Origin of the sequence: Vreelandella andesensis (assembly GCF_003989795.1) — a bacterium.
Classification (GTDB): Bacteria; Pseudomonadota; Gammaproteobacteria; order Pseudomonadales; family Halomonadaceae; genus Vreelandella; species Vreelandella andesensis.
On sequence record NZ_RZHG01000027.1, the window covers coordinates 168,357 to 195,078 of the forward strand.

1 protein-coding gene is annotated in these 26,722 nt (G+C 52.2%); it reads left to right on the forward strand.

Going from position 1 to position 26,722, the window contains the following annotated elements; genetic code table 11:
* Positions 1–26,722: calcium-binding protein (locus tag ELY33_RS14875; protein ID WP_136624670.1), on the forward strand; the 26,722-nt coding region annotated here is incomplete at its 3' end.

Genomic DNA, 26,722 nt, shown 5'->3' on the forward strand with positions numbered 1-26,722 from the left:
ATGAACCGCCCTTTCCAGCCAACGCGTAAAATGCTTTCTACCTTAGTAGGTCGTTTGTCACGCAGTGACAAGACGCAGCGTGCGTACGCGACTAAGTCCCGCTTTATTTTTGAAGGCTTAGAACAGCGAGTGCTTTTATCTGCCGACCCGTTTACAGCGGCGTTGGAAGGGGGCGGTGATTTTGAGCTTCGAGTGGCCGAGGAGGAAGGCGAGCAGCAACTAATAGTGATGCAGCTGACCGATGAGGGTGATGAGCTGGTCGAGAAGTTCCAGATTGATAAAGCTCGCGAAGAAGGCACAGTGACGCTGAAGGCTGATGATGGCGAGAATATTGAGACAAACCTTTCCTTCTTGCTGGGTAATCACGCAGATGAAGTGAATGGTATCGAGTTCGTCTTTCTCGGGGGAGAGGGCGACGAGACGTTAGATATTAGTGATGCGGGCGGCGTCACAATTGATTTTCTGGCAGGTGATGGCGATGACCGTATTATTGATCAGGGGAGCGATGATGGACGCTGGGAGATTGACGTTGACGAAGGAGCCGGTAAGCGAGATAGCTGGCTGTCGTTTTCTGGCGTAGTTGATGTTGAGCTCGCTGAAAGTAATGGCCAGCACACGCTCAGCAGTGTTGAAAACACAGCCGCTACATTTTCTGTATTCGATCAGTCGCTGGTACTGATCGGCACCCACGACGACTCTCCAGAGGAGCGTGAAGGAATTACGTTTGACGGTGTGGCGACGCTTGAAGGACGCCATGAAGACACGCTCAGCTATGCCACGTATTTCGACGGTGTCGACGTTGATCTTTCTCAGAGCACAGCTACTGCACTAAACAGTATCTCAGGCTTTGGAGTACTCGAAGGTTCGAACGCTGACGATGTTCTGATCGCAGATGATGAAGGCATTACGCTGCGCGGCTTGTCGGGTAATGACATCCTCCAAGGCGGCAGCGGGAATGACACCCTGATAGGCGGCCCTGGCGATAATCTGCTGATTAATACGGGAGGGACAGACACCTTTGTTAGTGATACAGAGGGGGGTGATGCTTTTCTCATAGAGCGCAACGAGGATGGTGCTGTCCTACGTCTTAGCAGTGATGAGAACGGAAATGCTGAAGTTGTCCTGAGTCACAGTGACGAAGGCAGTAATGAAAGTACATTATTGCGTTTTGTCGCTCCGCCTAGCGAGATCATTTTAGGGGCCGGTGCCGATAGTCAAGATATGACGTTAGATGCCAGTGGCTATGGCCTCGGCAGTGTCACTTTTCAGATACAAGGCCGAGATGTAACGGCCACCGGCAGTTCAAGTGATGACTTGTTTGTGTTGTCGCCAAACGGTAGTGGCACCCTAGACGGCGGTGGCTTCAACGATGAAGGTGATCTGCTCCAGTTGGAAGTAGATCAGAATATGGTCCTGGACGAAGACACCCTGTCGGTGTCTGGGGCCGCGCGTTATACCTTCGAGAATATGCAAGCCGCGATTCTTACCGGCGGCATCAGTGATAATACGCTAGATGCTTCTGGTTTTGAGGGCAGTGTACGGCTGGAAGGCGTTGCAGGCGAAAACGTACTAACAGCTAGCCAAGATGACAGTGTTCTCGTTGGTGGCAGTGGTAATGATGAGCTCATTGGCGGCGCGGGTAATGATGTCTTGACCGGTGGTGGCGGAAACAACGAGCTTGACGGTGGTGGCGGTACTAACCAGGTGTTTGGCCAAACCGCACATCGGCTGACCCTAAGCGATAGCAGCTTAATACGCGGTGACCAGGAAGAGATTGTCAGGCTTACCTGGGACGGCAGCCAGGATGAACAGGTTCGCTTCTTCTACGGCGAGGATAATGATTTTGATCGCAGTGTAGCGCTGGCTGCCAACGCAGAAGCGCTGGAAGTGCAATATGCGCTGGAACAGCTCGACGGTATTGGACGAGGCAATGTCCAGGTAGATCGCGAGCTATCTGATCAAGATGGCGTGAAGTGGTTGGTGCGTTTTGTTGGCGACTTTATGTCGGCCGATGCGCAAGGTAATGCCAGCAAAGAGCTTCTCACGCTAGGTGCGGCTGCCGCTTCGCAAAGTGCGCTTAGTGTGCAGGCGCAACGCGAGCAGGCGCGCCGTTTCGGTGTTGATTCCCTCACCAATATTCAAGGCGGTCTACTACAAGCTCTGGAGTCGGGCGACGTGCGCCTTGACGCCAGTGCCTTTAGCGGTGATGTCTACTTTGAAGGCAGCGGCGGCCAGGATACGTTTATTGGAAGCCTGGGGGATAACACCTTCAATGCCCTGGCAGGTGATAACCGCATTATTGCGGGCCAAGGGGTCAATACAGTGACAGGGGGGACGGGGACTGATCATCTGATCCTGAACCTGTCCAGCGATACTTCCGATGTCACTCTGGAAGGCAGTGAATTTCGTATTACCGCCGATGGCAATGTAGTGACGTCGTCCTACCAAGATATTGAGCGTGTCTCAGTCAATAGCGCTAACGACGGTGGTGCCCTTAACGTCGTCGCAAGCGACTACCACGGTGCATCGCTCTCGACCCGCTTAGCGGACCTCGTCAGTGACACTGTATTGAATACCATGATTGCCGAGGAAGAGAAGGGCGGCAGTATTAATGATGAGGGCCAGATTATTGACCCGCTGCGTCTGGGTGTTCAGGTAGGCGGCGGTGTTCAACAAGCAATCTCTTTTAGCGGCGCACGCCAGCTAGAAGATGTTGTAAATCAGCTGAATAACCTCGATGACGTTGAGGCAGAGTTTGACGCCTCATCGGGTCGTATCAGTGTGACAGCGACCGGCGACCTAACGCTCAATGCCTTGGGTAACGCCAACCAACAAGCAGCGCTTTCATCGCTGTTTAATGCACTCGGAATGCCGCTAGAAAACGTATCTGCCAATGAGTGGGAAAGTGACCGACTCGCTGCCAGCGGTATCAGTGTGGTGATGGCGGCCGATGCGGCGTTAACGGCAGTAGGTAGCCAAGGTAACGACCGTTTCCAGGTTAATCACGCTCAGGCACACAGCATTGATGGAAATGGCGGTGCGAATACGCTTACGGCGTTCTATGCCGGTGACATGAAGCTTAACGACGCGTCGCTGACCTACGACTTTAACAACGTTGTAACAGACGAAGACGGCGAGATTACAGCCGATCAGCGGATTACTGCTGATCTAGCCAATGTGCACAATGTGACACTGACCGTAACTGATGATCCCACCGGGGCGCATATCGATGCCACTGACTTCAGCGGTCATCTTGTCCACATAGCCACCCATGTAGGTGGTTCCCTAATTGCTGCAGAGAGCGATAACACCCATACGCGGTTTGATGTCACCACCGATGGCCTCGCCGTAGACGCGGTCAACATTACGACCCATTCCGTGACACAGACCAGCCAAGTGCGTGCGTTCTCTAGCAATGTCGATACGCCTACGCTCGAGGGCCTTAAAGCCGTCAGCATTGATGGGTCTGCCGATCTTGTATATGCCTGGAATGGGGATGTAACACTGCAGGGACAGCCGGATCAGGAGCTTGAGATTGATCAAGCGATCACCCTGGCGGCGGATGGTGTTCTGACGCTACAAAATTTCTCAATCAAGACCACCAGTAACGATCTACTGTTAACCGGTGATGCGGTTCGCGTTGAGGGCGGCGAAATCTCCACGGGTGGCGGTAATCTAACCATCGAAGCGGCTGCTATTTATGTTGGGGAGGCCGCTGAACTCAATACTCGGGGTGGCTCAGAAGATGGTCAGCTGTCTTTGAATGCTCGCCCAATGGGCTTCCTCAATGGTGGCCCAACCAATGGGTTTGTGGACGTTGGGCTGTTTGACCTAAGTGTTGTTATTGAAGAAGCCAAACTCAAGGCGGGAGATATCAATGTAGATGCCCGCATCATTGATCCTGATCGGTCTTTAATCCGTTTGGACAGCGGCAATGCCACGGTTAATAGCGGTATTGACGCCGCCGTTGGTTTTTTAGAAGGACTATCGCTGTTCGGAAGTATTTCTGTCTTGTTGGCAAGCGCTGATATTGAGATTGGTGCCGGTGCCGAGCTAATTGCAAGCGGCGATATTAAAATTGATAACGAAATTGAATTAACCGCTTCCATGGAACCCACCATGGCGTACGGCATTGGTGTATCTGTGGGCGTATTGACCGCGTATGCCAATGTCAATGTCCACGGTACGTTGACGGCGCAGGGAGACGTCGTCATCAACACGCGTGTTTCTACCACACAGGCGGCTACCGCCAATCCTTCGGGTATTAAAGGGTTTGCAGGCTCCGCTGCAGTCACGGTGTTGAAAACAGAGTCACGCGCTATGGTGTGGGAGGATGCCAAAATCACTGCTGGGCGCGACGTTATTGTTGATGCTCGTACCATAGACAGAGGTGCTGTATCGGCAACCTCTAGTGTTGAGAAGGGTAAAGTGGGTGTCGCCATCGCCGTTGCAGTGGAGAACGGGCTGACGGAAGCGCAGCTAGCTGGCAACGTCTCGGCTGACGGTGCTATCAAGGTTAATGCGAGTACACAGCGCGAAAGTATCAGCGGTTCACGGTTTATTTTCCTGCCCACGTCTTCTAATGGCGTCTCTGCTTCGGCGGGTACTGCCGAGCCAACACCGGGTAGCGTGATTGACGGTATTAGCGATAGCACCGAGGATCTGGCCAAGTCGCCACTGACGCTGCTTGACCCGCTAAAAGAAAAAGTAGGCGGCTGGGCAAGCCAGTTAGGTGAAAAGCTAAAGGTTGATCAGCTCAGTGAAAAGCTGTCGTTTGGTGGCGGTGGTGATGGCGAAAAGCTTGATCTTGCTGCCGGTATTGCAGTGATGGTCGATATCAACGTTGCGGAAGCTCGCTTGGGCTTGAAAGACGGCCTTGACCGAGAGGGCAAAGCGACGGCGGTGCGCTCGCAGATCGCCGCTGGCGGTGCGGTGGACGTCACGTCGTTGAGCCAGCATCGCCCGAGCGTGAGTGCGTCGGGTTCCGCAGCCAAAGATGGTGAGGCAGGCAAGGAAACCGACAATCCATTAACTCAGGCTATCAAGAAGCGTCTGGCTAAAAAGTCAGACAGTAATGCCAGTGCAGCTGGCAGCGCCAAAGATAAAAAAGACGAGAAGAACAAAAAGTCAGAAGAAGATCAAACCGCCACCGTGGCGATCTCAGGGGCGGTGAGTGTCAGTGTATTGGACAACCAAGCACATGCCACGATCGAGGGGAATGTTGACCTTGATGCAGGAACGGATAATAACCAAGACGACCGCGCCATTCGTGTCGATGCCCAGAGCATCAATGCCTTGGATCTTACCAGCGTTTTCGGTGCGAACCTGGTCACTAGTATTATTGACTTGGTCAATGCAGAAGACGGCAGTGACTTTAGCAGTGATGACGGTGAGAAGCGTCTAGATAAGGGCAACAAGGTCATCGTCGCTGACGACCATACCGTCGGTGGCGACGCAGGCCATGTTTATGAATTTCTGGGAGACAACAATACGCTCATTGATCTGGCGGATGAGAACTTTGATAACCCAGATCATTGGGAAAGCCTAGGCACCCCACTAGAACAGCAAATTCCGGCGTTGATCGACACGGTTGCAGGGTATTTCTCCAGTAACTTCGGTCTTAACGGCAGCTTTGATACCTGGACGATGGCAACGGCTTCCGGCGAGAAGCTTGCCTTGGCCGGTGCAGGTACTGTCTTTGTTTTAGATCAGACCAGCGATGCGCGTATTCGTGAAGGGGCACGTATTAACGTAGACGGCACCGATAGCGTCTCGAACATTGACGTGGACAGTGGCCGATCGGTCAGCGTGACGGCGAGCTCGCAAAACGACGCATTGAGCGCGGTAGGCAACATCAAGCTACCTGGGCTTACCGCTCCAGGTAGCTTTAATCTTGAGCGCTGGAAAGAGTCGTTCAGCAAGGACAAGTTCAATCCAAAAGAAATAGGCAATAATTTCCTCGCCACCCAGGCGGATTCCGTGGCGATTGGCGCAGCATTTACCGCCAATATTCTCGGCAGCCAGACGCGCGCTGAAATTGAATCCGATGTCGTGCTAATGGCAGGCAGTCTTGACGTTAGCGCCGACCACCAGTCGATTGTGTTGGGCGTTGGCTCATCCGGCGGTAAGTCTCAAAAAGTGGCATTTAACGCGTCTGCGGTTGCCAATGTTGTTCAAAACACCACCCAAGCTTGGATCGCTGATAACAGTTTCATCCGGGTGGGCAGTGGCTCTGTCGATAGTGATGATAACGATAGCCCCGCCTTGCGTGTAAGCGCCAATGATGCAACTTACATGATTAACCTGACTGGCAGCTTCAACACAGGCGGTAAGGCGGCTGTGGGTGCATCAGCCGGGGTTAGCGTACTTGAACGAGACACTCGTGCCATGGTGGGCCGTGAAGTCAGCGGCTCTTGGGATGACAGCTCGCTGTCTAATCTACAGGGTTCCCTCGTTGTAGGCGGAGATGCCCAAGTAGCGTCAACCAACAGTGGTGTTGTGATCGACTTGGCCATCGCGGGCAGCATCGCAGGTAAATCCAAATCGGGTGCCAGCAGCAGCTCCTCAACGGCGCCAGCTAAAGACGACCCCGGTAAGTGGCCTAATAACCAAGCAAACTATGACAACGTTCTTGGTGATATGCAGGGCAAGCTGGGCAGCGGTTCGGGTGGTTCGGGTGGTTCGTCTAGCAGTAGTTCCAAGATAGGCGTCAGTGTTTCAGGCTCTGTGGTTGTGCATGTGGGTAACGATAACACCACTGCGACAGTCCGTGGACTGGACACGATGGAGGTTGATGGCCGCGTCGATGTGGCCGCAAACGATGCCACGCAGATGGGAATGTTTGCCGGTGGTGCGGTGATCTCATTAAGTCAAAAGAGCGTTGCGGTCGCCGGCGCTGCGACTATCGCTGTGCAAAGTGGTTCGACGCAAGCAGGCGTTGCGGACATTGATTACTGGCAGAGTGGCGATGTGGCGATTATTGCTCAGCGCGAAGGTTGGAGTGTGTTAGGTGCTGCTGCCATTGCGGTAGCAAAAGGCGCGAAAGGCGCAGGGGTCGCCGGCTCAGCCAGTGCATTAGTATCGACACGTACGGTTGATGCACGACTGCTGAATATTCGTTCTGGCAGCGCGGGGCACTTGAACGTGCAGTCACAAGACGCTGCCAACACCATTTTGATCTCAGGGGCTGTCGCCGCCAGCGGGATGGCGGGTGTCGGGGCCTCTGCGGCCGTCAGCTATATTGAGCATGAGGTCACTGCACTCGCTAGGAACGTAGGTGATGGTGATATCTCTGGTACCGCTTTTGGCGCTGAGAGCATCAGTGTCATGGCTGATAACGATGCCTTAATTATCTCGGTCGCGGCATCTCTGGGTATTGGCGGGGGCGGTAAAGGTTTCGGTATTGCCGGGACGGTCGGGGTGAATATAGTCAATAACACGACTCTAGCCGCCCTTGAAGACAGCAACTTGGATCTTGGGGGCGCCAGTGATACCAACGTCCTTGTAGACGCGACGGATTCAGCGAGTGTGTGGAGCCTGGCCGGTGCCTTAGGTTTTGGTAGTAAAGCAGGCTTTGGTGTCGCGATCGGTATCAATACGCTGACGAATAGTACCGAAGCGCGCTTGGCCGATACGCGCATCAACCACGCTGATAGTGTGACCGTCGATGCGTCAGCCAGGGGGATTATTCGCTCAGCTGCCGTTGGGGTTGGTGTTAGCTCAGCCGTTGGCGGTAGTGGCAGTGTGTCGGGCAATATCATTGTCAATGAAATCAACGCTAACCTCACACGCGCTCGTTTAGAAAACACCTCCGGTGATGTGGCTGTCAGCTCTGACAACCAAGCCGTGGTTTTATCCTTTGCGGGGGCCGTTGCCGGTGGCACAAAAGCCGGTGTGGCGGGCAGTATCGCGGCTAACTTTGTCATTTTTGACCAGTCGGCTCTGGTGCATGGTGGTGATATTAATGCCAGCGCGCTTAAGGTATCCGCCATTTCCGATACGCTCGTTTTCTCTGTTGGATTTGGTGCGGCGGCGGCCGGTAAGGGTGGCTTCGCAGGTGCCGTCACGATTTCGACGATCGCTGGGCAGACCTTGGCTGAAATTGGAAGCGGTGCCACGGTGTCAGTGGACGGAGATATTGATGTTGAGGCGCAGGATATAACGCGTGTCGCGGTGATTGCCTTTGGCGCGGCTGGAGCGAGCGCGGTCGCCGGTGGTGGCAGCCTGAGCACCACGATTCTGGATAATGCAGTGCTCGCGAGAGTGGCAGGTGACGCTGATTTAGATGCGGACGGTGGCATTAACGTTTTTGCTGGTCTGTCGGAAGAGAGTCAGCCGGTGCTGAGCTTACGCCAGCTTGGTATTGATGTTGACCTACAAGAATATGGAACCGGGTCGAGCGATACTGACGACCCGGGAGAAGCAGGGTTGGCCGCTCGTTCAGACGAGTTTGATTTGTCTGCTGGGGTTATCAATATTAGTTTTGCCGGGGCCGGTGCTGGAACCGCTGCCGGCGCCGGCGCCGTTGGCCTGAACTGGCTGAGAAGCTCGGTGCGTGCAGAAGTTTCCGGTGGATCAACAGACCTTGATGCAGCCGGCGACATTAAGGTCATTGCGAAAGATCAATCTGCTGTGATTAACGTGGCCTTCGGTGTGGCCGGTGCCGGCACCGTGGCCGGTGGTGCAGCGATTGCATTCAACTATGTGGGCGGAGACCCAACCAACCCGTCTCGCAGCTTACAGTCTGAGGACGATATTGATACGTCTCAGGATCTGCTCATTACCAATGTGCAGGACGATAATGAGCGTGAATTCGTTGCAGGTGAAGTCGCGGCTGTCGTTAAAGGGGCTGCGCTTACCGCAGGTGGGGAGATCACCGTAGATGCCCAGGCCGAAAGTATCTTAGCGAACTTGACCGCCGGTGGAGCAGCCGCAGGCACGGTGGCGTTATCTGGATCTATTGGTATTAACTTTATTCGTCACCAGGTGGTTGCTGATATTAGTGACGGTGCGCAAGTCCTGGGTGACACCGTGCGGGTCAAGGCGGGCCTTGCGCCGATTTCGATCAATATTGCAGGTGCTGCCAGCGGTGCTGGCACAGTGGGCTTAGCTGGGGCGTCGGCCACCACGGATATCAACACCGCAGTAAAAGCCTCGATCAGGGGCAGCGCGACGTCTGTCACGGCTAGAGAAGGCGATGTGGTGGTTGAGGCGTTGATGCGTCGAATTACTGATGGGGCTTATGAAGGTCTAAAAGACCGTGATATTGCACAGGCTGATGTTGATAACACCGATCCTAACGCTGATGTCGAAGATGAAGATGACGATAAGTCTCCCCTCAGCGTGCTTGAAAGTGTGGGTCTTGTGGATACTGACGAGGCTCCCGACCTGCCAACACCCACCCAAGCGGGCGATCAAATCTTCACCGCTGCCATTAGTGGTGCTGGGTCAGGCACAGTATCGATTGCCGGCGCCTTATCACTGAACTGGATGCGCAGTACAGCGGAAGCTGTCATCGAAGGCGCAACAGTAGAAGCTGAAACAGGTGATGTTGTTGTCAAGGCTGAAGACCGCCTGGGCATGAATGCGTTTACGATTGCCGCCGGTGCGTCGGGTGCTGTCTCAGCGCTGGGTTACATGTCGTATAACTATATTGGTGGAAACCCCGGTAGCAGTGGCGATGATGACACCAATGTTGTCCGTGCGCGCATTGATGATGCCAACGTCACCGCCAACAACATTGATGTTCAAGCGATCTCTGACTCGGCGATCAGCTCCTATACGGTAGGTGCCTCGGTCTCCGTGTATGCCAGCATGGTGGGGTCGGTTGCACTTAACTTTACGTCAAAAGTAGTGGAAGCCCATGTGACGGGCTCTGAGCTGTTGGCGCGCGACGGCGATATTGTTGTCAATGCCCAAGACACCAGCACCATTATTTCGGGTGCTGTCCAGCTGAGTGTAGCGGTCTACGGGGGCAGTGTGGGTGTCACCGTGTCGCTCAATGACATTACGAATACCATTAGTGCAGGGGTTGAGGAATCAGAACTCACCGCTGAAAACGGCGGTAGCATTATTGTGACGGCGGATGCGTCAGCCATCACTATGAACGTTGTTGGCGGCGTGAGTTTTGGCACCTTTGTGAGTGCCGCTGCCAATGCTGCGGCGACGGTAGGCGGTAATACGGTTGATGCTTATATTAAGGGACGCAGCAGTGATGCGAACTCCGACGATATCGTAGCCGATGGCCATGTGCTGGTTCACGCCAACAGTAATGATCGTAATTTTGTAATTGCCGGTACCGTATCAGCAGGTCTAGTAGCTGGCGGCATTGCTGTAGGCGTCAACCTGATGGGCACCGATACGTCGGCGACCGTTGCGGATGAGGTCAGGGTGCTGGCTAAGGGCAACGGCAGTGAAGTTAACATCCTCGCCGGATGGGACAGCGATAAGGGTGAGTTTGAAACGGAGTCAAACCGTGGCGTGGCGGTTCTAGCGACTAGCCGTATGCGTTACACCCACTATGCTGTCGCTGCAGGAGGTGGTGCAGTAGGCCTCGGCGCCAACCTGTCCGTTGATTCGATGGGAGGCTCCACGAGTGCCCGTGTTGAAAATGCACGTATTACCTCTGATCAAGATGTCACTGTGCGTGCGCTCCACGCTACCCAGGCTGATAGCGGCGGCGGTACTTTAGCCGGCGGTATCTTTGCAGGGGCCGCGGCTATCGACACGTCACTGGCCTCTCACCGAACACTGGCTGAAATTGTTGGTAATCGCAGTGATGTGATCAACGCTGATGGTGATGTGCGGGTTGATGCTCAGAGTGACGTGCGTCTTGAGACATCTGTAGTGGGTGTCAGTATAGGGTTGGTGTCAATTGCGGGCTCAGCCAGTGCACTGGACGTCTCCTCATCGACGTCGGCGCGAATCATTGGTGTTGCAGTCGATGCTGACAACATCTTGGTCCAGTCCAAAAGCGAAACGTTGTTAACCTATATTGTTGGGACTGGAGCCGTAGGCATTTCGGCCAGTATTGGTGCTTCACTATCCGTTGGCTTACTTAATCCTGACACCGTTGCCGAAGTGTTAGGCGCGAAGCTGACCGCCAGCGGTGACATCACAGTGGCTGCCGATCAGCGCGCTGCTGTTGAAGTCTCTATGGCTACTGCTTCCCTTGACGGCCTAGCGGCGGTAGCGGGCTCCGTCTCAGTATTAACTTCTGATGCGTCAGCCAGTGCTTTTGTCGGTGATTTGTTAGATACCGATGGGAATGTTGTCGCTAATAGTGTTTTAAAAGCTGACGACGATATCAATATCACGGCAGTAAACCGAACGATCATTAATCCCTGGGAAGAGTTCGCGGCTAATTTTATTGGCACGCTGGGTGCCGGTGGTGTGGCGGGTGCAGGGGCGTCCGTTGATGTCATGGTGCTGCGAGAAACGGTGTACGCCACCATTGGCGATAACACCACACTTCTGGCAGGTAAGCGGATTAACATTGATGCCCACCTAGAGCGTGACTTGACGTCACTGGTGATGGGGTTTTCTGCATCGGTTGGGGCTGCGCTGACCGGCTCAATTTCTGTCCTTAGCCTGGGTCAAGGGCTACGTGATGGAACCCGCGATACGTTTATGGACGAGGACAACGACCTTAGCGAGCTATTCAGTGACAGCTTTGGTAACGCGGACAGCTATCAACTCAATAATGATCGTCAGCAAGACGTCGACGACGTGCGTGTTGAGGGAAGTAATGATCCAGATGCTATTAACGCGCCTGTTGGCAGCGAAATCGATAACCCCAATGCTGACACTCAAGCTTCTCGTGATCGCGTCAATAATGGTTTGCTTGCCAATAATCTGAGTCCAGAGCTCCCCAGAACTAACCTTTTAGAAGGTGACATCACTGTTGGCGATGTGGGTGCCACCGTCGGCCGAAATGCGATCTTAACGGCAGGCACTGATATTGATGTGTCTGCCAGGGAAACGCTGGACGTTGACGTTATTGTAGGTTCCGGCGGTGGGGCTTTAATCGGCGCGGTGGGGGCGTCAGTCTCAACCGTGGATAACGCTACCGCGACGACTGCAACGGTTTCTAGCAAAGCTGAACTACGCGCTGGCGATCGCATTCGTGTGGCAAGTGACTATGATGCCAGCGTGAGCCAGGGCGCTTACGGTGGCCAACTCGCGCTGGGACTAGCGGCCTCGGGCCAGGTGGCTGTTCTTTGGGATGCCACACAGCAAATTGCGTCCGTAGAAGACGGTGCCCAGATTGCTGAGGCGAGCCACCTAGACATTATTGCCAATGCAAACCGCCACTACGCACTCGAATCGGCGGGCGGCGCGATTGGCATTGTGGGGATAGGGGTATCGGTCGCTACAGTTGAGCTAACCGGTTCGACCCGCGCTTATATCGGTGAAGGCGCCATGATCGGCAATGCCAGTGATGTCGGCTCTGCCGATAATGAAGGAGCACTCTCTTCAATTATTGATAATGTCAGCCTGACCGCTTCATCCAATGACAATATCGACATTTATGCTTTATCTGTTGGTGGCGGGATTGCAGGTGGTGCCGGCGTTGAGGTTACCGCCACACTTGAGAATAACGTAGACGCCTTCATTGGCAGCGGTACTCAGGTGTTGGCAGGCAATGTGTTGCTTAATGCGACACAAACGCCCGTCATCGTGACTGACACCGTTGGTGTGTCAGCGGGTGGTGTGGCTGTCGATGTCACAGTGACTGAGATTACACTCGGCGCGGACATCATGGCGACGTTAGGGACGATTACCAATGATCGTCAAGTTAATGGCGAAGACCTTCATATTACCGCTGAAACGCTGGGCGTGCAGGCGGCTCTCTTGCGTGACGAACACGACAGCAGTGTTAGCAGTGAAGGAACGGGCGCCAGCGGTTCAGTCATCGGAGTGTCAGCATCGGTACTGGACATTATTGATCGCACGCGTGTTATTGCTGAGGTGGGTGCATCAGCGGCTGTGACGTTACAGGTGCTTCCGGCATTTCAGACTCAGCGTTTGCAAAAACTTAGAGAGGAGACTGCTGAGGGAGGGCTAGACGAAGAGTTATGGAGCGGCTGGACGGTTCCTGATGTAAACAATGCAGAATCACTGACCCTTGCGGATCTGCCATTCCAAGATGTGTGGTTTAACGTTGATGCGCGTCAGGAATCTCGTATTGATGCAGACATGGGCAGCTATGCCGGTGGTGGTATTGTTGTGGGTGTCGCCATTGCGCGCCTTAATCAGACGACCAACACCTTGGCTAGCGTTGGCGATGATGTGCGTATCGATATAGAGCGTGGCTATATTAGTGATGCTAGCGAAAACGCCGACCAGGTGCTGTCTGTGAGGTCTGTGACTGAGCAGGTAGCACGTCTTAATACCGAAGCTGTTGCCGGTGGTCTGGCAAGCGGGGCAGGCGTTGAAGTATCTATTTATAGTGAAAATAGTGTGCATACCAAGGTTGGCGATTCCGCTGAAATTGTAGCCTTTAATACGGATGCAACGCTGAACCTCTTGGCACGTCAAACGTTAGATGTGGATGGTACCTTGTGGGCATTGGGGGCTGGTCTTCTATCGGGCGCTGGTGCGCAGGCAAACTATGCATTGACTCCGGACACTCAGGTCATCATTGGTGAGGATGCGCTCTTAGATGCCGATGCGATTGCCGCACGCGCTACGACAGAAGTGTTCAAACGTGATGTAGTGCAGCGGGACTCCGGTGAAAGCTACAACATACAAGGGGAAGCCTACGGCCTTGTTTCTGGAGCGGGTCTCGGGTCTAACATCACGCTATCAATTGCGACCGCAGTGACGGTACTCGACAACGCTCAATTAACGGCCCGCGGTGAGTTTAATGCGGCGGACGGTAGCGGCGATATTAATCTGCGTGCCTTTAACAACCTCGATATTCGCGATCAATCTTCGATTCTGGCAGGTGGGTTGCTGGCAGGTACGGGGGCGACATCATCGTTTTTTGGAGTGGACGTTGAGGCCTCGGTTACCGTGGGTGCCAGTCATATTGATGCCCGTCGTGACCTTTACTTGGCGGCCAACACCCAGGCCAATATTGCCATTGTTCTCTTCCTGGATGCTTACGGCGCGGTAACCGTGACGGCTGGCACATCAGAAGCGTATCTCGCACCAACGAACAGCGTGACGCTTTCCCAGTCAGCTCAGGTAGAGGCAAGCGGTAATATTTGGCTTCTGGCGGGACGCGACAGTAATCGCATTGGGGATGCTTATCGCGTGGTATCGACCGTCGATACGCTGTCGGGCAGTCTGGCACCGGTTGACGTAGTCGACGCTCAAGCCATCCTTCAGCGCAATAACCTAATCACCGTCGAGCGTGACGCTTATGTGTCAAGCCTTGGTGATATCACAATATTGGCTGAAGATTTTGACGGTGCGGCGATGCTGGCCCGTGCGAAGGCGGTCAATTGGATTAATGCGGCACTGGGCGGCATCAACTCAGCGCTGGGTGGCACAGAGGCCCAGTCGGGTAACAGTACGGCTTCATCTAACGGTATCGTGACCATTGATGGTCTTCTGGAAACTGGTCGTGAGCGCGTGCAGCGCCTGGTGATTGACCTTGCCGACGGATTTTCTATTGACGATTTGGATAATGCCGATCGCCCCCTGGAAGACATTTTTGTCGCTTGGGATCAGTTTAACGATATTGGTTTTACGCTCCGCCTTGGCAATGTTGAGACCAACCTGTTTGAGGAGTGGAGAGAAGCCAAATCACGCTTGGCAGAATACCGTGGCGTTGGTTCAAATAATGTCATTTCCAGCCTCCGTGACGAAGTGTCGCGTATTGAGGCCCGTCTTGAAGATCAAGGTTTCATCGATCCTGTCAGTGGAGCCGTCAATGATCCTGGGGTGATAGAGATTGTGCTTGATGATATTGATGCAACCGCTGGTCGCATCGATATCTTTGCTGACTACTTAGGGGGCAGCGGCGACTTTATTTCACCACGTGGCTCCGATGTCACTATCGTGAACAAAACCCCCGCATGGATTGTTGTTAATGACATTACGATTGATGACGGTCAGTCAGGCTTTTTCTATAACGGTTTGCAAGTTGAAAACGACACAGATATTGAAGATTTCAATAGAGAACCTAGTGTAGAAGTGTTGGCGTTTTTAAATCTGTCGTTGAGCAATATGACGCTTGGCGATACGGCCATATTGAACGACGTAGCTTTTGGTTATTCGAACTCATCAGGCGATGAGGACGACGCAACGATCACTATTGCCAACACCTACTCAAACCCTGATGCAGTCCTAGCTACGCTTGCCGCGTCGTTGGGACTCGAGAATACAGAAACCAATCGAAATAGCTTAGTGGTACAAGCGTTTGATCGTACGACCGTTGCGTCTAGCATTGCGGTGCGTGGTGCTATTTATGCGCCATTAGCGGAAGCCGTTATCTTTGCGGGTAAAGACTTTGATTTAAGTACTGATGCGAACGGCCTAACGCAGGGTCAGGCGGCGTCGATTAACGTTGCGGATCTGGTTCTTTCTGCTCAAGACTCGATTAACATTGGTGGTGTTTCACGTTTCACACTGGGTGAAGCGCCCTATCTCACCATGAGAGGTTTTACGAGTAATTGGACGTCCGATGCTGATCTTAGTGGCGGCAACCCCTATACAGATGAATTCATAGCAAACCAGCCTGATTTTATGGAGGCTTTTTATAAAAGCTTGCAAAGCCTCTATAACGACTTGGATCGCACTAATGGGATGCTCAACGCTCTTAAAAACATCGATAATTCGACCCCAACGCAAGCGCGACGTATCAATATCCAGGCCGATGTTATTAACTTAAATGGCCGTATGGTAAGCGGGGTTGGTGAATACGACATCCAAATTAACAAGAGTGATGAAGCCTTTATTGAACGCCAGCTGAGCCGCGGCATTAGCAACACGTTTAGGCTCGGTGATGCCAGTAACCGAAGTGGTGTGAATATCGGTTTTAATCCTGACACTATGCAGATTGAAGTGCAGGATACCGTGATTGGCGGTGGTGATGTCACCATTGATGGGCACTTAATTAATACCGGCAGTGGTGAAATCGATATTTTTGCTGGCTACGGTGATATTAACGTCGACAATCGCACACGTTTTGCCATTTCCTTGGCAGACTTAGATGTATCCACACCCGGGCGTGGCTCACTCAGCATTACCGACCGAGATCTGTGGTCGGGTGATGATGAGCGCGACATAACGCTAGGTGATCAGGTTGACCAGGTCATCATTCAGCGCAATAGCGATGGTCAATTCGACGTTGACCATAGCGGTCGGAGCGCTAATGCAAACAATTTCAATCAAGGCACGCTCTCCCAGCAAGCACTGATTAACGGTGACTTCACTTATGCCATTGCTGAAAACCGCCGTTATGCATTTGAAGTGGCACAAGTACAAGAAAAAAGAACTGAATATGTGTTAAGGACATCAAGCTGGCTTGGTATTGATGCATTTGCATCAGATCCCCCTGATGAAAGTTCGAAAGACACACGGACGCTGTCAAAGCGGCTGCTGCCGGTCGGTTCGGGCGACAAAGGGATTGTCTATACCAGTGATGGGTCATTAGATCGCTATGATTACGATAGACAAAGGACGAATAGTTCAACAGAACCCGGCAACGCCAATGGAGCTGGCGTCCTTAATGTTGGCAAAAATAAGATTAAGTTTGATAAAGATAGCTATGTTGACGCGGGTATTTACTTTACGTCCGGTGCCGAGCTGGTCGAGTCGACTTGGTATGGGAAGAAAACCTATGAAATCACACTAACCCAGCGAGAAATCACTTCCACACGACATCGCCACGACATTCAAGCCGATAATGACGTTAGCATCAATTTCTGGGGACAAGAAACTGGCAGTATCACTGTTGATTCGGTAGGCGATATTGTTATTGATGGTGCTATGTCGAGCGCCAATGGCGATGTCTCACTATCCACACAAGGCAGTATTCGCAATGGTTCAGCCGAGATTGGCACGCCTCGTATCGAAGGCATCAATGTAACGCTGGATGCGGTAGACGGCATCGGCAGTGAACAAGCAGACGGCACACCGGATCCTATTCAGGTCAGTTTGGTTGAGTCAGAGGGTGTGCTGAACGCTGAAACGACCCGCGGCGATATCCTGCTTGCTGGTGGTGCTAATAATTCACTCTCAGTCGGCCAAGTGACAACGGGTTCAGGTGATGTCTGGATAGAGTCTGCGATAAATCTTCATGCGGTTAACAGCAACTCGCTTGTACAAGGTCAGGCAATTACGCTGACGGCAGGTTCTGATATCGGTAGCAGCGAGCAATCGTTGCGTATCGATACGAGCAATCGAGATGAGAATAGTGCTGAAGCTCAACGGCGTAATGATGTCTTAACGATTAATAATGGCGACAGTGGCCGTGATGTCTTTATTGAAGAAATCTCTGGCGACTTACGTCTAAAGGAAATCATTACGGGCGGCGATGTCTTTATTGAAATCAATGAAGGAAGCCTGCTGGATGCCAACACGGAGTCCAAGCGCGATGAACGTACCTATGAAGAACTGAGAGATGGCGTTTGGTCAGCACTTTCACTTACTAACGAAAATCGTGTTGTTGAAGCTATTGAGCGCCTAGAGGCTCGCCGCAGTGCAGAGTACAGCGGTTACTGGCATGAGCGCCTTCAGTTGTCTGACGATGAGTTGGGCACGTTGGAAAATGAGACACGCTATCAGGTGTTCATGCTTGATGAGCATAACGCTGTCTTACTAGAGCTTGGCACCGACGATAACGGTGATGAAAAACTTGTTGGTCTGGCTGATTTAGCCCCTCAAGGTAGCGAGGGGGCTGAGCATCGCCTATATACGTCTGTCGACGATTTCGAAACCGTATCTCGCAATCAGGTAGAACTCGTTGATAGTGACGCCGTTGAAGGTATTGATCTTTCTGAACTCGATGACGCCCTTGCCGATGTGCTGAGTCGACTTGTGGAACAGGGTGGTTATGTCATTAATACCAGTGGCATTGCGCTGGGTAATGAAGACAAAGTAACTTACCGTCGCTTCGTAGCGTATGACGAAAATACCCAAATTACCCTAAGCGATAATGAGAAGGCCGGATTAGACCAAGACCGAGTTGATACGTTGGAAACAACGCGTACAGAGCGCTTCCATCAGTTGCATGCGACCTACGGTAATGAGACGAATGTCTTCCGCAGCGATCATGTCATTGTTGTCAGTGAGGCTGAGAAAGATGAACTCCGTGACAACGTCAAAGTTTGGACAGAGGAAGAGCTGTTAAGTCTTGTCGGTGAAGGGCTGTTAAAAGAGACGACTGATACGCGCTTTGAGATTCAGGCACCCAATATCAACGCGGGTGGCGCGATCACTATTTTAGCGCGTGATGGCAGCGTGGGTTCTACGGATGCTTATACGGTTATTACGCTCGAATATGAGACTGATAGTGACGGTGGCGAGCGCCTCAAAACATTAAGCGACGATGATCGCGTACAGCTTTCGGCGTCTGAACGGAACGACATTTCGTATATACGCGATGGGCTTTTAGAGGACGTTAATGTTGATTTTGAGGTCAGTGATGACGACGGACAAAATACTCTGACGGCTATTCTCCGCGGTGGAGAAGATAACCTCGACGATTGGTCGCACTTTAACGTGGGCGACATGCTCTACCTGAACGGTAGCAGCACACTTAACTTTACCGAAAATGCTCGATATCTCACGGTGACATCTATTGATGGTAATCGGCTTGAGATGAGTGCAGAAGGTGACATTGTTAGTGAAACGGACCGAGACATTGAGCTAGGTCGTGTGGTGCTGGACCCTCTAAACGTAGAAGAAGGTGTGCGCTTTACACACATCGTGATTGACCAGCGTAGCGATGTGAACATCTCCCAACGTGATACGTCTGCCGGTATCACCATCGAAAGCGGCGAGTCGCTATACCTTGGCTCTGATGGCGATATTGTGATTCGCTCGCTTGATGTAGGGGCAGATCTACGTATTAAAGTTGACGGCAGCATCTTGGCCGATGGAGCGGTCATCAATGCAACTGACGCTATTCTTGAAGCCGCTACTGGAAGTATCGGTTCGGAAGGCAGTGCCATCGAACTGCAGTTAGATAGCGATGGTCTTATCACTGCACGTGCCCGCCAGGATATCCACCTAATGACAACGGAAGAACGCGATGCGCGTATCGCGACTCTGTTTTCAAGCGGTGGCGACATAGTGATCAATTCTGACGGCAAGATTGTAGATGGCTTAAGGCACGATCTGGTTAAAGTACTAGCCAGCAGCGGTGAGGTTATTCTTAATGCGAAAGCGCGTATAGGCGATCTGGCAAACGATAACGTTCTGGAAGTTCGTGCTGCCGAGGGTGTTACGGCGACCTCTCAAAACGGTGATATTGCTCTCGATAGTGTTGATGGAAACTTGGTGGTGAACCAAGTTGAGGCACAAAACGCTAGCGTTTGGTTGGCTGCTGAGGGCTCCATTCTTAACGGCTTAAGTGGCGATCCCATGACTGCTAACGTTACTGCAGGGGGGTTGCAGCTTCATGCGCGTTTTGGCGGTATCGGTAATATTGAGCGCGATTTACTCACTCAACTGAGTGGACGCTTGGACGTTGATAGTTTTGACTCTCTATTCCTAACAGATCGGTCAGACGTGCTAAACCTCGGTACGGTGCGTGCCGGTAGTGAGACGAGTGATCGACTTGCCTTTATCACCTCGTTTGGGGCGATACGTAGTGCGCTATCGCCGGATGAACAAGAGAACCTTCTTTCTGCCAATGTTCATTTGATTGCGACTGACGACATCGGTGAAGCAGATAACGTTATCACCACCAGAATTGGCGATCTGCAAGGGCAGTCGATTAATGGCAGTGTCTTTATTGATAACCAGGGTGCGATGGCCATAACCAGTGGTCTTGAGGCCGCCAACGATATCAATCTTATTGTTAATAGCCCGATTACTATCGACAACTCCACGATTCGCAGTCAGGGCGACATCGTCATTACATCCAATGCGAGCAACGATGACATCGTTACGTTCACTAACGGTGCTCAGGTTATCGCTGAAGATGGCAGTGTTATTGTTAATTCTGCTGAAGGTATTGTGATCGATGACAGTGGTGTACTCATCAAAGCCGCCTTTGATGTTGCGTTTAATTTACAGGTACATGAATCCAGTCAAAAAGAGGGATTTGCGCAGCTAAGCACGGGTCGTATCGAAGCAGGTAATACGTTCCTAATGAAAGGAGGTGACGGCCTTCAAATTTGGACGCTGGGTAATGAGCTGATTGTTGAGGCAGATGACATCAAGATTACTTCGCTTCAAGGAGATAATGTTTATCTGTTGGGTGGAGCGCTAAACGCGAACCGTTTGGAATTTACGGGTGGTGCACAACAAGACACGCTTGTTTTCCAGGGGGACCATACGCTTGGTGACGTAGACCTTTCATTAGGTGGCGATAGCAATAGCGTACGTTTTGACGGCTCTCTTAACGCTACGTCCCTGGTGTTGAACGTCAGCGACGGTAATGACCATGTGGTCTTTGATGGCAACCATACGCTTGATCGTTTAGACGTCCACCTTGGGGCCGGAGACGACACATTACGTGTACATGGCACTATTCATGCTGTCGATGGGATGCGCTTTGATGGTCAATCCGGTGATGATGATCTGTTGTTCCATGCTGATGAGCTCATAGGGCCAACCGAGGTATTGGGCGGCGAAGGCGATGATGTGATTACTGTCGTTGAGCTTAATAGCCGCAACGAGCTCATGACCCTAGATGGCGGTAGTGGTAGTGACATTTACCGCATCATAACGCGCCAAGATGCCAATGCTGACTATGAAATCACCGTTGCGGACAGTGGTGCTGCTAACGACGGTGTTGATTATCTCTTCATCGAAGGGCGTGGCTACGATGCTTACGAAGGCTCAGTCGAGGCCAGTAGCTTAAATGCGGTTTCCAATGACGCTGAAGACTTGTTTTTAATACGTCGTAACTTCATTGCGCGACTGGAAGGCGATAGCACGCAAGGTGTTTCTGGCGACAATGTCGAGCGCATTAACTACGATCAAAATCTTAATGGCCGAGTCAGAATTAACGGCCATGAAGGTAATGATGCCTTCATTGTAGATGACGCCTCCGCGGTGATGACGCTTGACGGGGGGAAAGGAAATGACCGTTTCCAAGTCGGGCAGATTTTTGCCGAAGACCCTAATGCGCCTGAAAACCTGTTTAACGGTGTTTACGTCAATTCAGGCGTTCGCGCAGGCGATGAAATTGAAACCACCAGGACAACGCAAGGCTTCTTAAGCAGTGGTAACCGTGAGTCTATGGTTATTTATGGCGGCATTGGGGCCGATGAATTCGTTGTATACAGTAATAAAGGCCTGCTGCGGATGGAGGGCGAGCGCGGCAATGATAGTTTTGTCGTTCGGGCCTTTATCGTTGAAAACGACATCCAGGTTCGTGGTGGCGATGACGATGACTTGATTGAATACAACATCAACGCACCTGTCGATATTGATGGGGGCGGTGGTTTCAATACGCTCGTAGTGTTGGGCACAGAGGTCGATGACAACTTTGTTATCACGCGTGATGGTGTGTTTGGCGCAGGGCTTAATATTGGCTTTGATCGTATTCAGGCCGTTAATGTTGACAGTCTAGAAGGCGACGATACGTTCTATGTCTTATCAACAGCATTCGATGTTGTTACCCGTCTAGTAGGCGGCCTAGGCAGCGACACGTTCCGTATCGGTGGTGATGTCACCGGTCGCGTAGTGGCCTCTGATGTGGAAGGTCGCAGCAGTCTGATCACTCATGGTGTCAATAGTGCGGATAGCGCTTATGACAACTTGCTCGTTGATGGCGTCCCCGTCTCTATCGCTGATGAATCTAGTGGTGCAGTCACCATTGATCAGGGTAGTGGCACCCGCATCCTAGAAGGTGGGGATATTGCGAGCTACTTATTAGGTCTTGCGTTGCCCACCGATATGTCTATTGCTGACGGGGCTATGGTTACGCTAACAGTGTCAGCGGCCATGTCGTCAACAACTGATCGTACACGTGCTCAGGATGGCAAAAAGCCTCAAACCGTATTGTTGTCCAAAGAAGAGAACGGTGAGTTTACCAATGCATTAACAGTCGATTTTGTCTTTGACAGCCAAGATGGCTGGGGAAGTGATCAGGAAATTTTTGTTAAGGCACCTGAAGATGGTGTTGTTGAAGGAACGCGTAATGTTGCCGTGAGTCACCTTGCCACGATTACTATGCCGAACGGCGAACCTGTCCCGGGTGTATTGGCGCAAATTAAGGATCAAGCGATCGGCAATGCGATGATTACCGTTTCTGACCGTGATCAAGGTGATATTTTCATTGAGCAAACGGAATCTCGTTTAACGGTAATCGAAGGAGATGCTGACAATGGCCAGTCGGATACCTTCTCCTTTAAGCTGACAACACCGCCCGCCGAAAATGAGATTGTCACGGTTTCGCTGTCTTTTGATGACCGTTTAGCAGTTGATCAAGATACCTTTACGTTCAATGCAGATAACTGGCAAGAACGTCAAGAAGTGGCCGTGTCGATGGTGAAAAGCGATGCGGTATCAAACCGGTTGGATACCCGTATCAACTTTGATATTACCTCTAATCAGAATGACTCGGTATATCAAAACACTCAGCCAGGCTCTGTGCTTGTTAGCGCCTACGACAATAACAGTGCGGATGTGGTCGTTCAGGAAACAGGCGACGGTACCAGGGTTGACGCTAGCGGTGGCACTGATACTTACACGCTCCGGCTGACAAAAGCCCCTACTGATGATGTGCTTGTTCGGCTCAATAGCGATGGTTTCAGTGATTTTGATCTCGATAACGAGCGTATTGTTCTAGATACCGTGGTTGATGAGTCCTTAGAGGTCGATGTGCTTGATCCGGAGGAGTCCGGTCCGCGGCTGGTTCTTCAGGATGGGCGTACGTGGTCGTCGCTCGGTGTTTCAGTAGGCATGATACTGACCACTGAAGATGACCAGCAGTTTAAGGTCAATAACCTCTCTAGGGATGGCAGCGAATTAAACCTTACGAAAAGTGCGAAAGGTTTAGCACAAGATACGCTGACGATTAACCGCATATCTACGCCAGCCGTTGTCTTTACTTCCGAAAATTGGTTTGAGCAATTTTCTGTCGAAGTAAGCTTAGATGCAGATTACGTTGCGGCGATTGGTAGTGAAAATGATCGGCAGTTCCCTCCTCAAGACAACGTGCTCGATCGTATTCAGGGACCGCTAATTTTAGAGGGTGGAACCAGCGATACAGATCGCTCTATTGCTGATGCTGTGATGCTGCCTTACGAAGATGATGGCGAGCGTGATGAGCTTGTTATCGTCACACCGGAAGAAGCGGCTAAACAAGACACCAATTCGCTCATTATGTCAGCGGATGCCAGTGTTGGTGATCTTGACGGTATGTTGACCAGTAATCACGTCACTGGGTTAGGGATGAACGAAGGGGTACTTACCCAAGATAATGGTTTCGGTGACACGCTTGATACTCCCCTGGGAATTACCTATTACGGTTTCCATGCGGTTGAACTGCGTATGGGGAGCGGTAATGACCATCTAACTATCGACGCGGATCCTATTAAGTTCACTGGCGTAGACGTTAATGTCCGCGCTGTGGGCGATACTGTTCGACTTGAAAGGCAGGATGATGGCAGTTGGTTTGAAGACGGTTTCCGGCGCGCGGATGAAGTCTTCGTCAATGGACATCGTGCGGTGGTGGGTGAAGTGTCTGCAGGCCAAGCGACATTAATACTGCTGTCATCGCTTACCGTTTTGGATATTGAAGTCGGCATTCAGAACATAGATGTTATCCGTGAAATGCCGCTTACCGTCGTTCATGGCGGTGGCAACAGGGTCGATGATGATGTACGTGGTGGCGACCACATCGTCGTTAAAGGGGGCTACGATGCTCAAATGCCACTCATTGTGTTTGGCGATACGGCTAGAAACGGTGGTCCCTATATTGCAGAGGGTGGCGCGCTCACAGATTTAGCGCAGCGCTTTGGAGAGTTTGGTAATAATACCCTGAACGCTTCTCAAGCAGTTGGTGGCGTTGTTCTAGTCGGTGGGCGTGGTGAAGATACTTTGATTGGTGGCCTAGGCGATGATCAGCTCTTCGGTGGCGGTGGTAATGACACGATTGATGCAACGCGTGGTGGCAACAATCACCTTTATGGTGATGGCAGTTTAGATGTCTCGATCGGTCAACGTCTGCGTCAGGTTGATAGCGTGATGACGCTTTATCATGCGAAAGGTGATGTGGATGTAGAAACCGGCGACCGGTTAGTCGCTGGCAATAATGACCTTATGGGTGGAGATGGTGATGATGTACTGATTGGCGATCAGGGCATCGTAACGCTGAGTGCTGTCGACGACATGAGTGGCATACGGTTACTGAATTCCCAGCGTGTTGTGAGCATAGAAACGAAGAATCCAGAAAACTACGGCAATAACACACTAAACGTTATCGGTGGTAACAATGTGTTGTTAGGTGGTTCTGGAGAAGACAGCCTATACGGTGCAGATGGTAATGACATTCTCATGGGTGATCATGGCCTTATTGAGTTAGCAGATGTCAACGCACTAGATAACCCGGCTCGGATAGTGTCACGCGACGAGCAGTATGACGGTAACGACACCTTAGTAGCTGGAAACGGTGACGATGTCATCATTGGTGGTGGGGGGCAAAATGCCCTCTATGGAGGTACGCAAAATACTCATCAACATAGCGGGAATGATGTGTTGATCGGTGGTTATGCTGAACTCACCTTTGCTGATGGTACCTTGCGCCAACTTAACTCTTTGTACCGTGAAAATGGTGATGGAGACATTATCTACACAGGCGACGGTGACAATGTTGTCGTTGGAGGTGAAGGTAGCAATGAGATCGTTGCGGCAGAAGGCGCCACAAGCACGACAGTTCTTGGTAACAGTGGTCGTTTGGAATGGAATGCTGACGGTCGCTTGACTGCTTTGCAAACGTATGTCACTGATTTTGATGGTGACGACTCCATAACGATAGCGACAGGTGACGTAATTTGGGCCGGTGGTCTAGGCAGCGACATTCTGAATATCACTGAAGCAGCTCACGATGCCCAGCATGTGCTGATGGGTGATAACGCCCAACTGGGTTGGGCCGATGAGGGTGTCTTAGTAAGTGCCGAAAGTCTTGCGCCAGAGGCTGGTGGCAACGACATTGTCTCGGTTAACGCGGGTAATGTTACCTGGATCGGCGGTGTAGGTAACGATGTCTTAGACATCACTGAGGCCGACCAAGCCAGCGAGCACGTCCTGATGGGTGATAACGCCCAACTGGGCTGGGCCGACGAGGGTGTCTTAGTAAGTGCCGAAAGTCTTGCGCCAGAGGCTGGTGGCAACGACATTGTCTCGGTTAACGCGGGTAATGTTACCTGGATCGGCGGTGTAGGTAACGACGTCTTAGACATCACTGAGGCCGACCAAGCCAGCGAGCACATCCTGATGGGCGACAACGCCCAGCTAGGTTGGGCTGACGATGGCGTGCTGATCAGTGCCGGAAGCCTGGAAACCGACACCGGCGGCATTGATTCGATGTCCGTCAATGCCGGCAACGTCACCTGGATTGGTGGCGGGGTTGATGACACCCTCGAGGTCACCGACGCAGACCAAGATAGCCAACACGTTCTCATAGGTGATAACGCCCAGCTGGGTTGGACTGATGACGGTGTGCTCATCAGCGCTGAGAGCCTCGCATTTGAAGACGGCGGTGACGATGCGGTATCTGTCAACGCCGGTAACGTCACCTGGATCGGCGGTTTGGGTGATGACACCCTCGAAATCACCGAAGCCGATCAATTCAGCCAGCATGTGCTGATGGGCGACAACGCCCAGCTAGGTTGGGCTGACGAGGGCGTCTTAGTCAGCGCGGAAAGCCTAGCCACTGATATTGGCGGCGATGATGACGTCTTCATTAACGCGGGCAACGTCGCCTGGATCGGTGGCGTGGGTGATGACACCCTTGAGATCACCAACGCAGCCCAAGGTAGCGAGCACGTCTTGGTGGGTGATAACGCCCAACTCGGCTGGACGAATAAGAATGTACCGGCTAGTGCTGAAAGTTTGGCAACCGACATCGGCGGCGATGATGCGATGTCCGTTAATGCGGGCAACGTCACGTGGATTGGTGGTGTGGGTGATGACTCATTAGATATCACCGACGCAGTTCAAGGTAGCGAGCACGTCTTGATGGGCGATAACGCTCAGCTCGGTTGGACTGAGGGTGGCGTGCTAATCAGCGCCGAAAGCCTCGCCTTTGAAGAAGGTGACGACGACACCGTGTCGGTTAACGCGGGCAACGTCACTTGGATTGGTGGCGTGGGTGACGACTCACTAGATATCACCGACGCAGCTCAAGGCAGTGAACACGCCTTGATGGCCGATAACGCCCAGTTAGGCTGGACGGATGACGGTGTCCTCATCAGCGCTGAAAGCCTAGCCACTAATATTGGTGATGATGACGTCTTCGTTAACGCGGGCAATGTCACCTGGATCGGCGGTGTGGGTAACGACTCGCTTGAAATCACCGACGCATTTCGAGGTAGTGAACACGCCTTGATGGGTGATAACACCCAGCTGGGCTGGACGGATGAGGGCG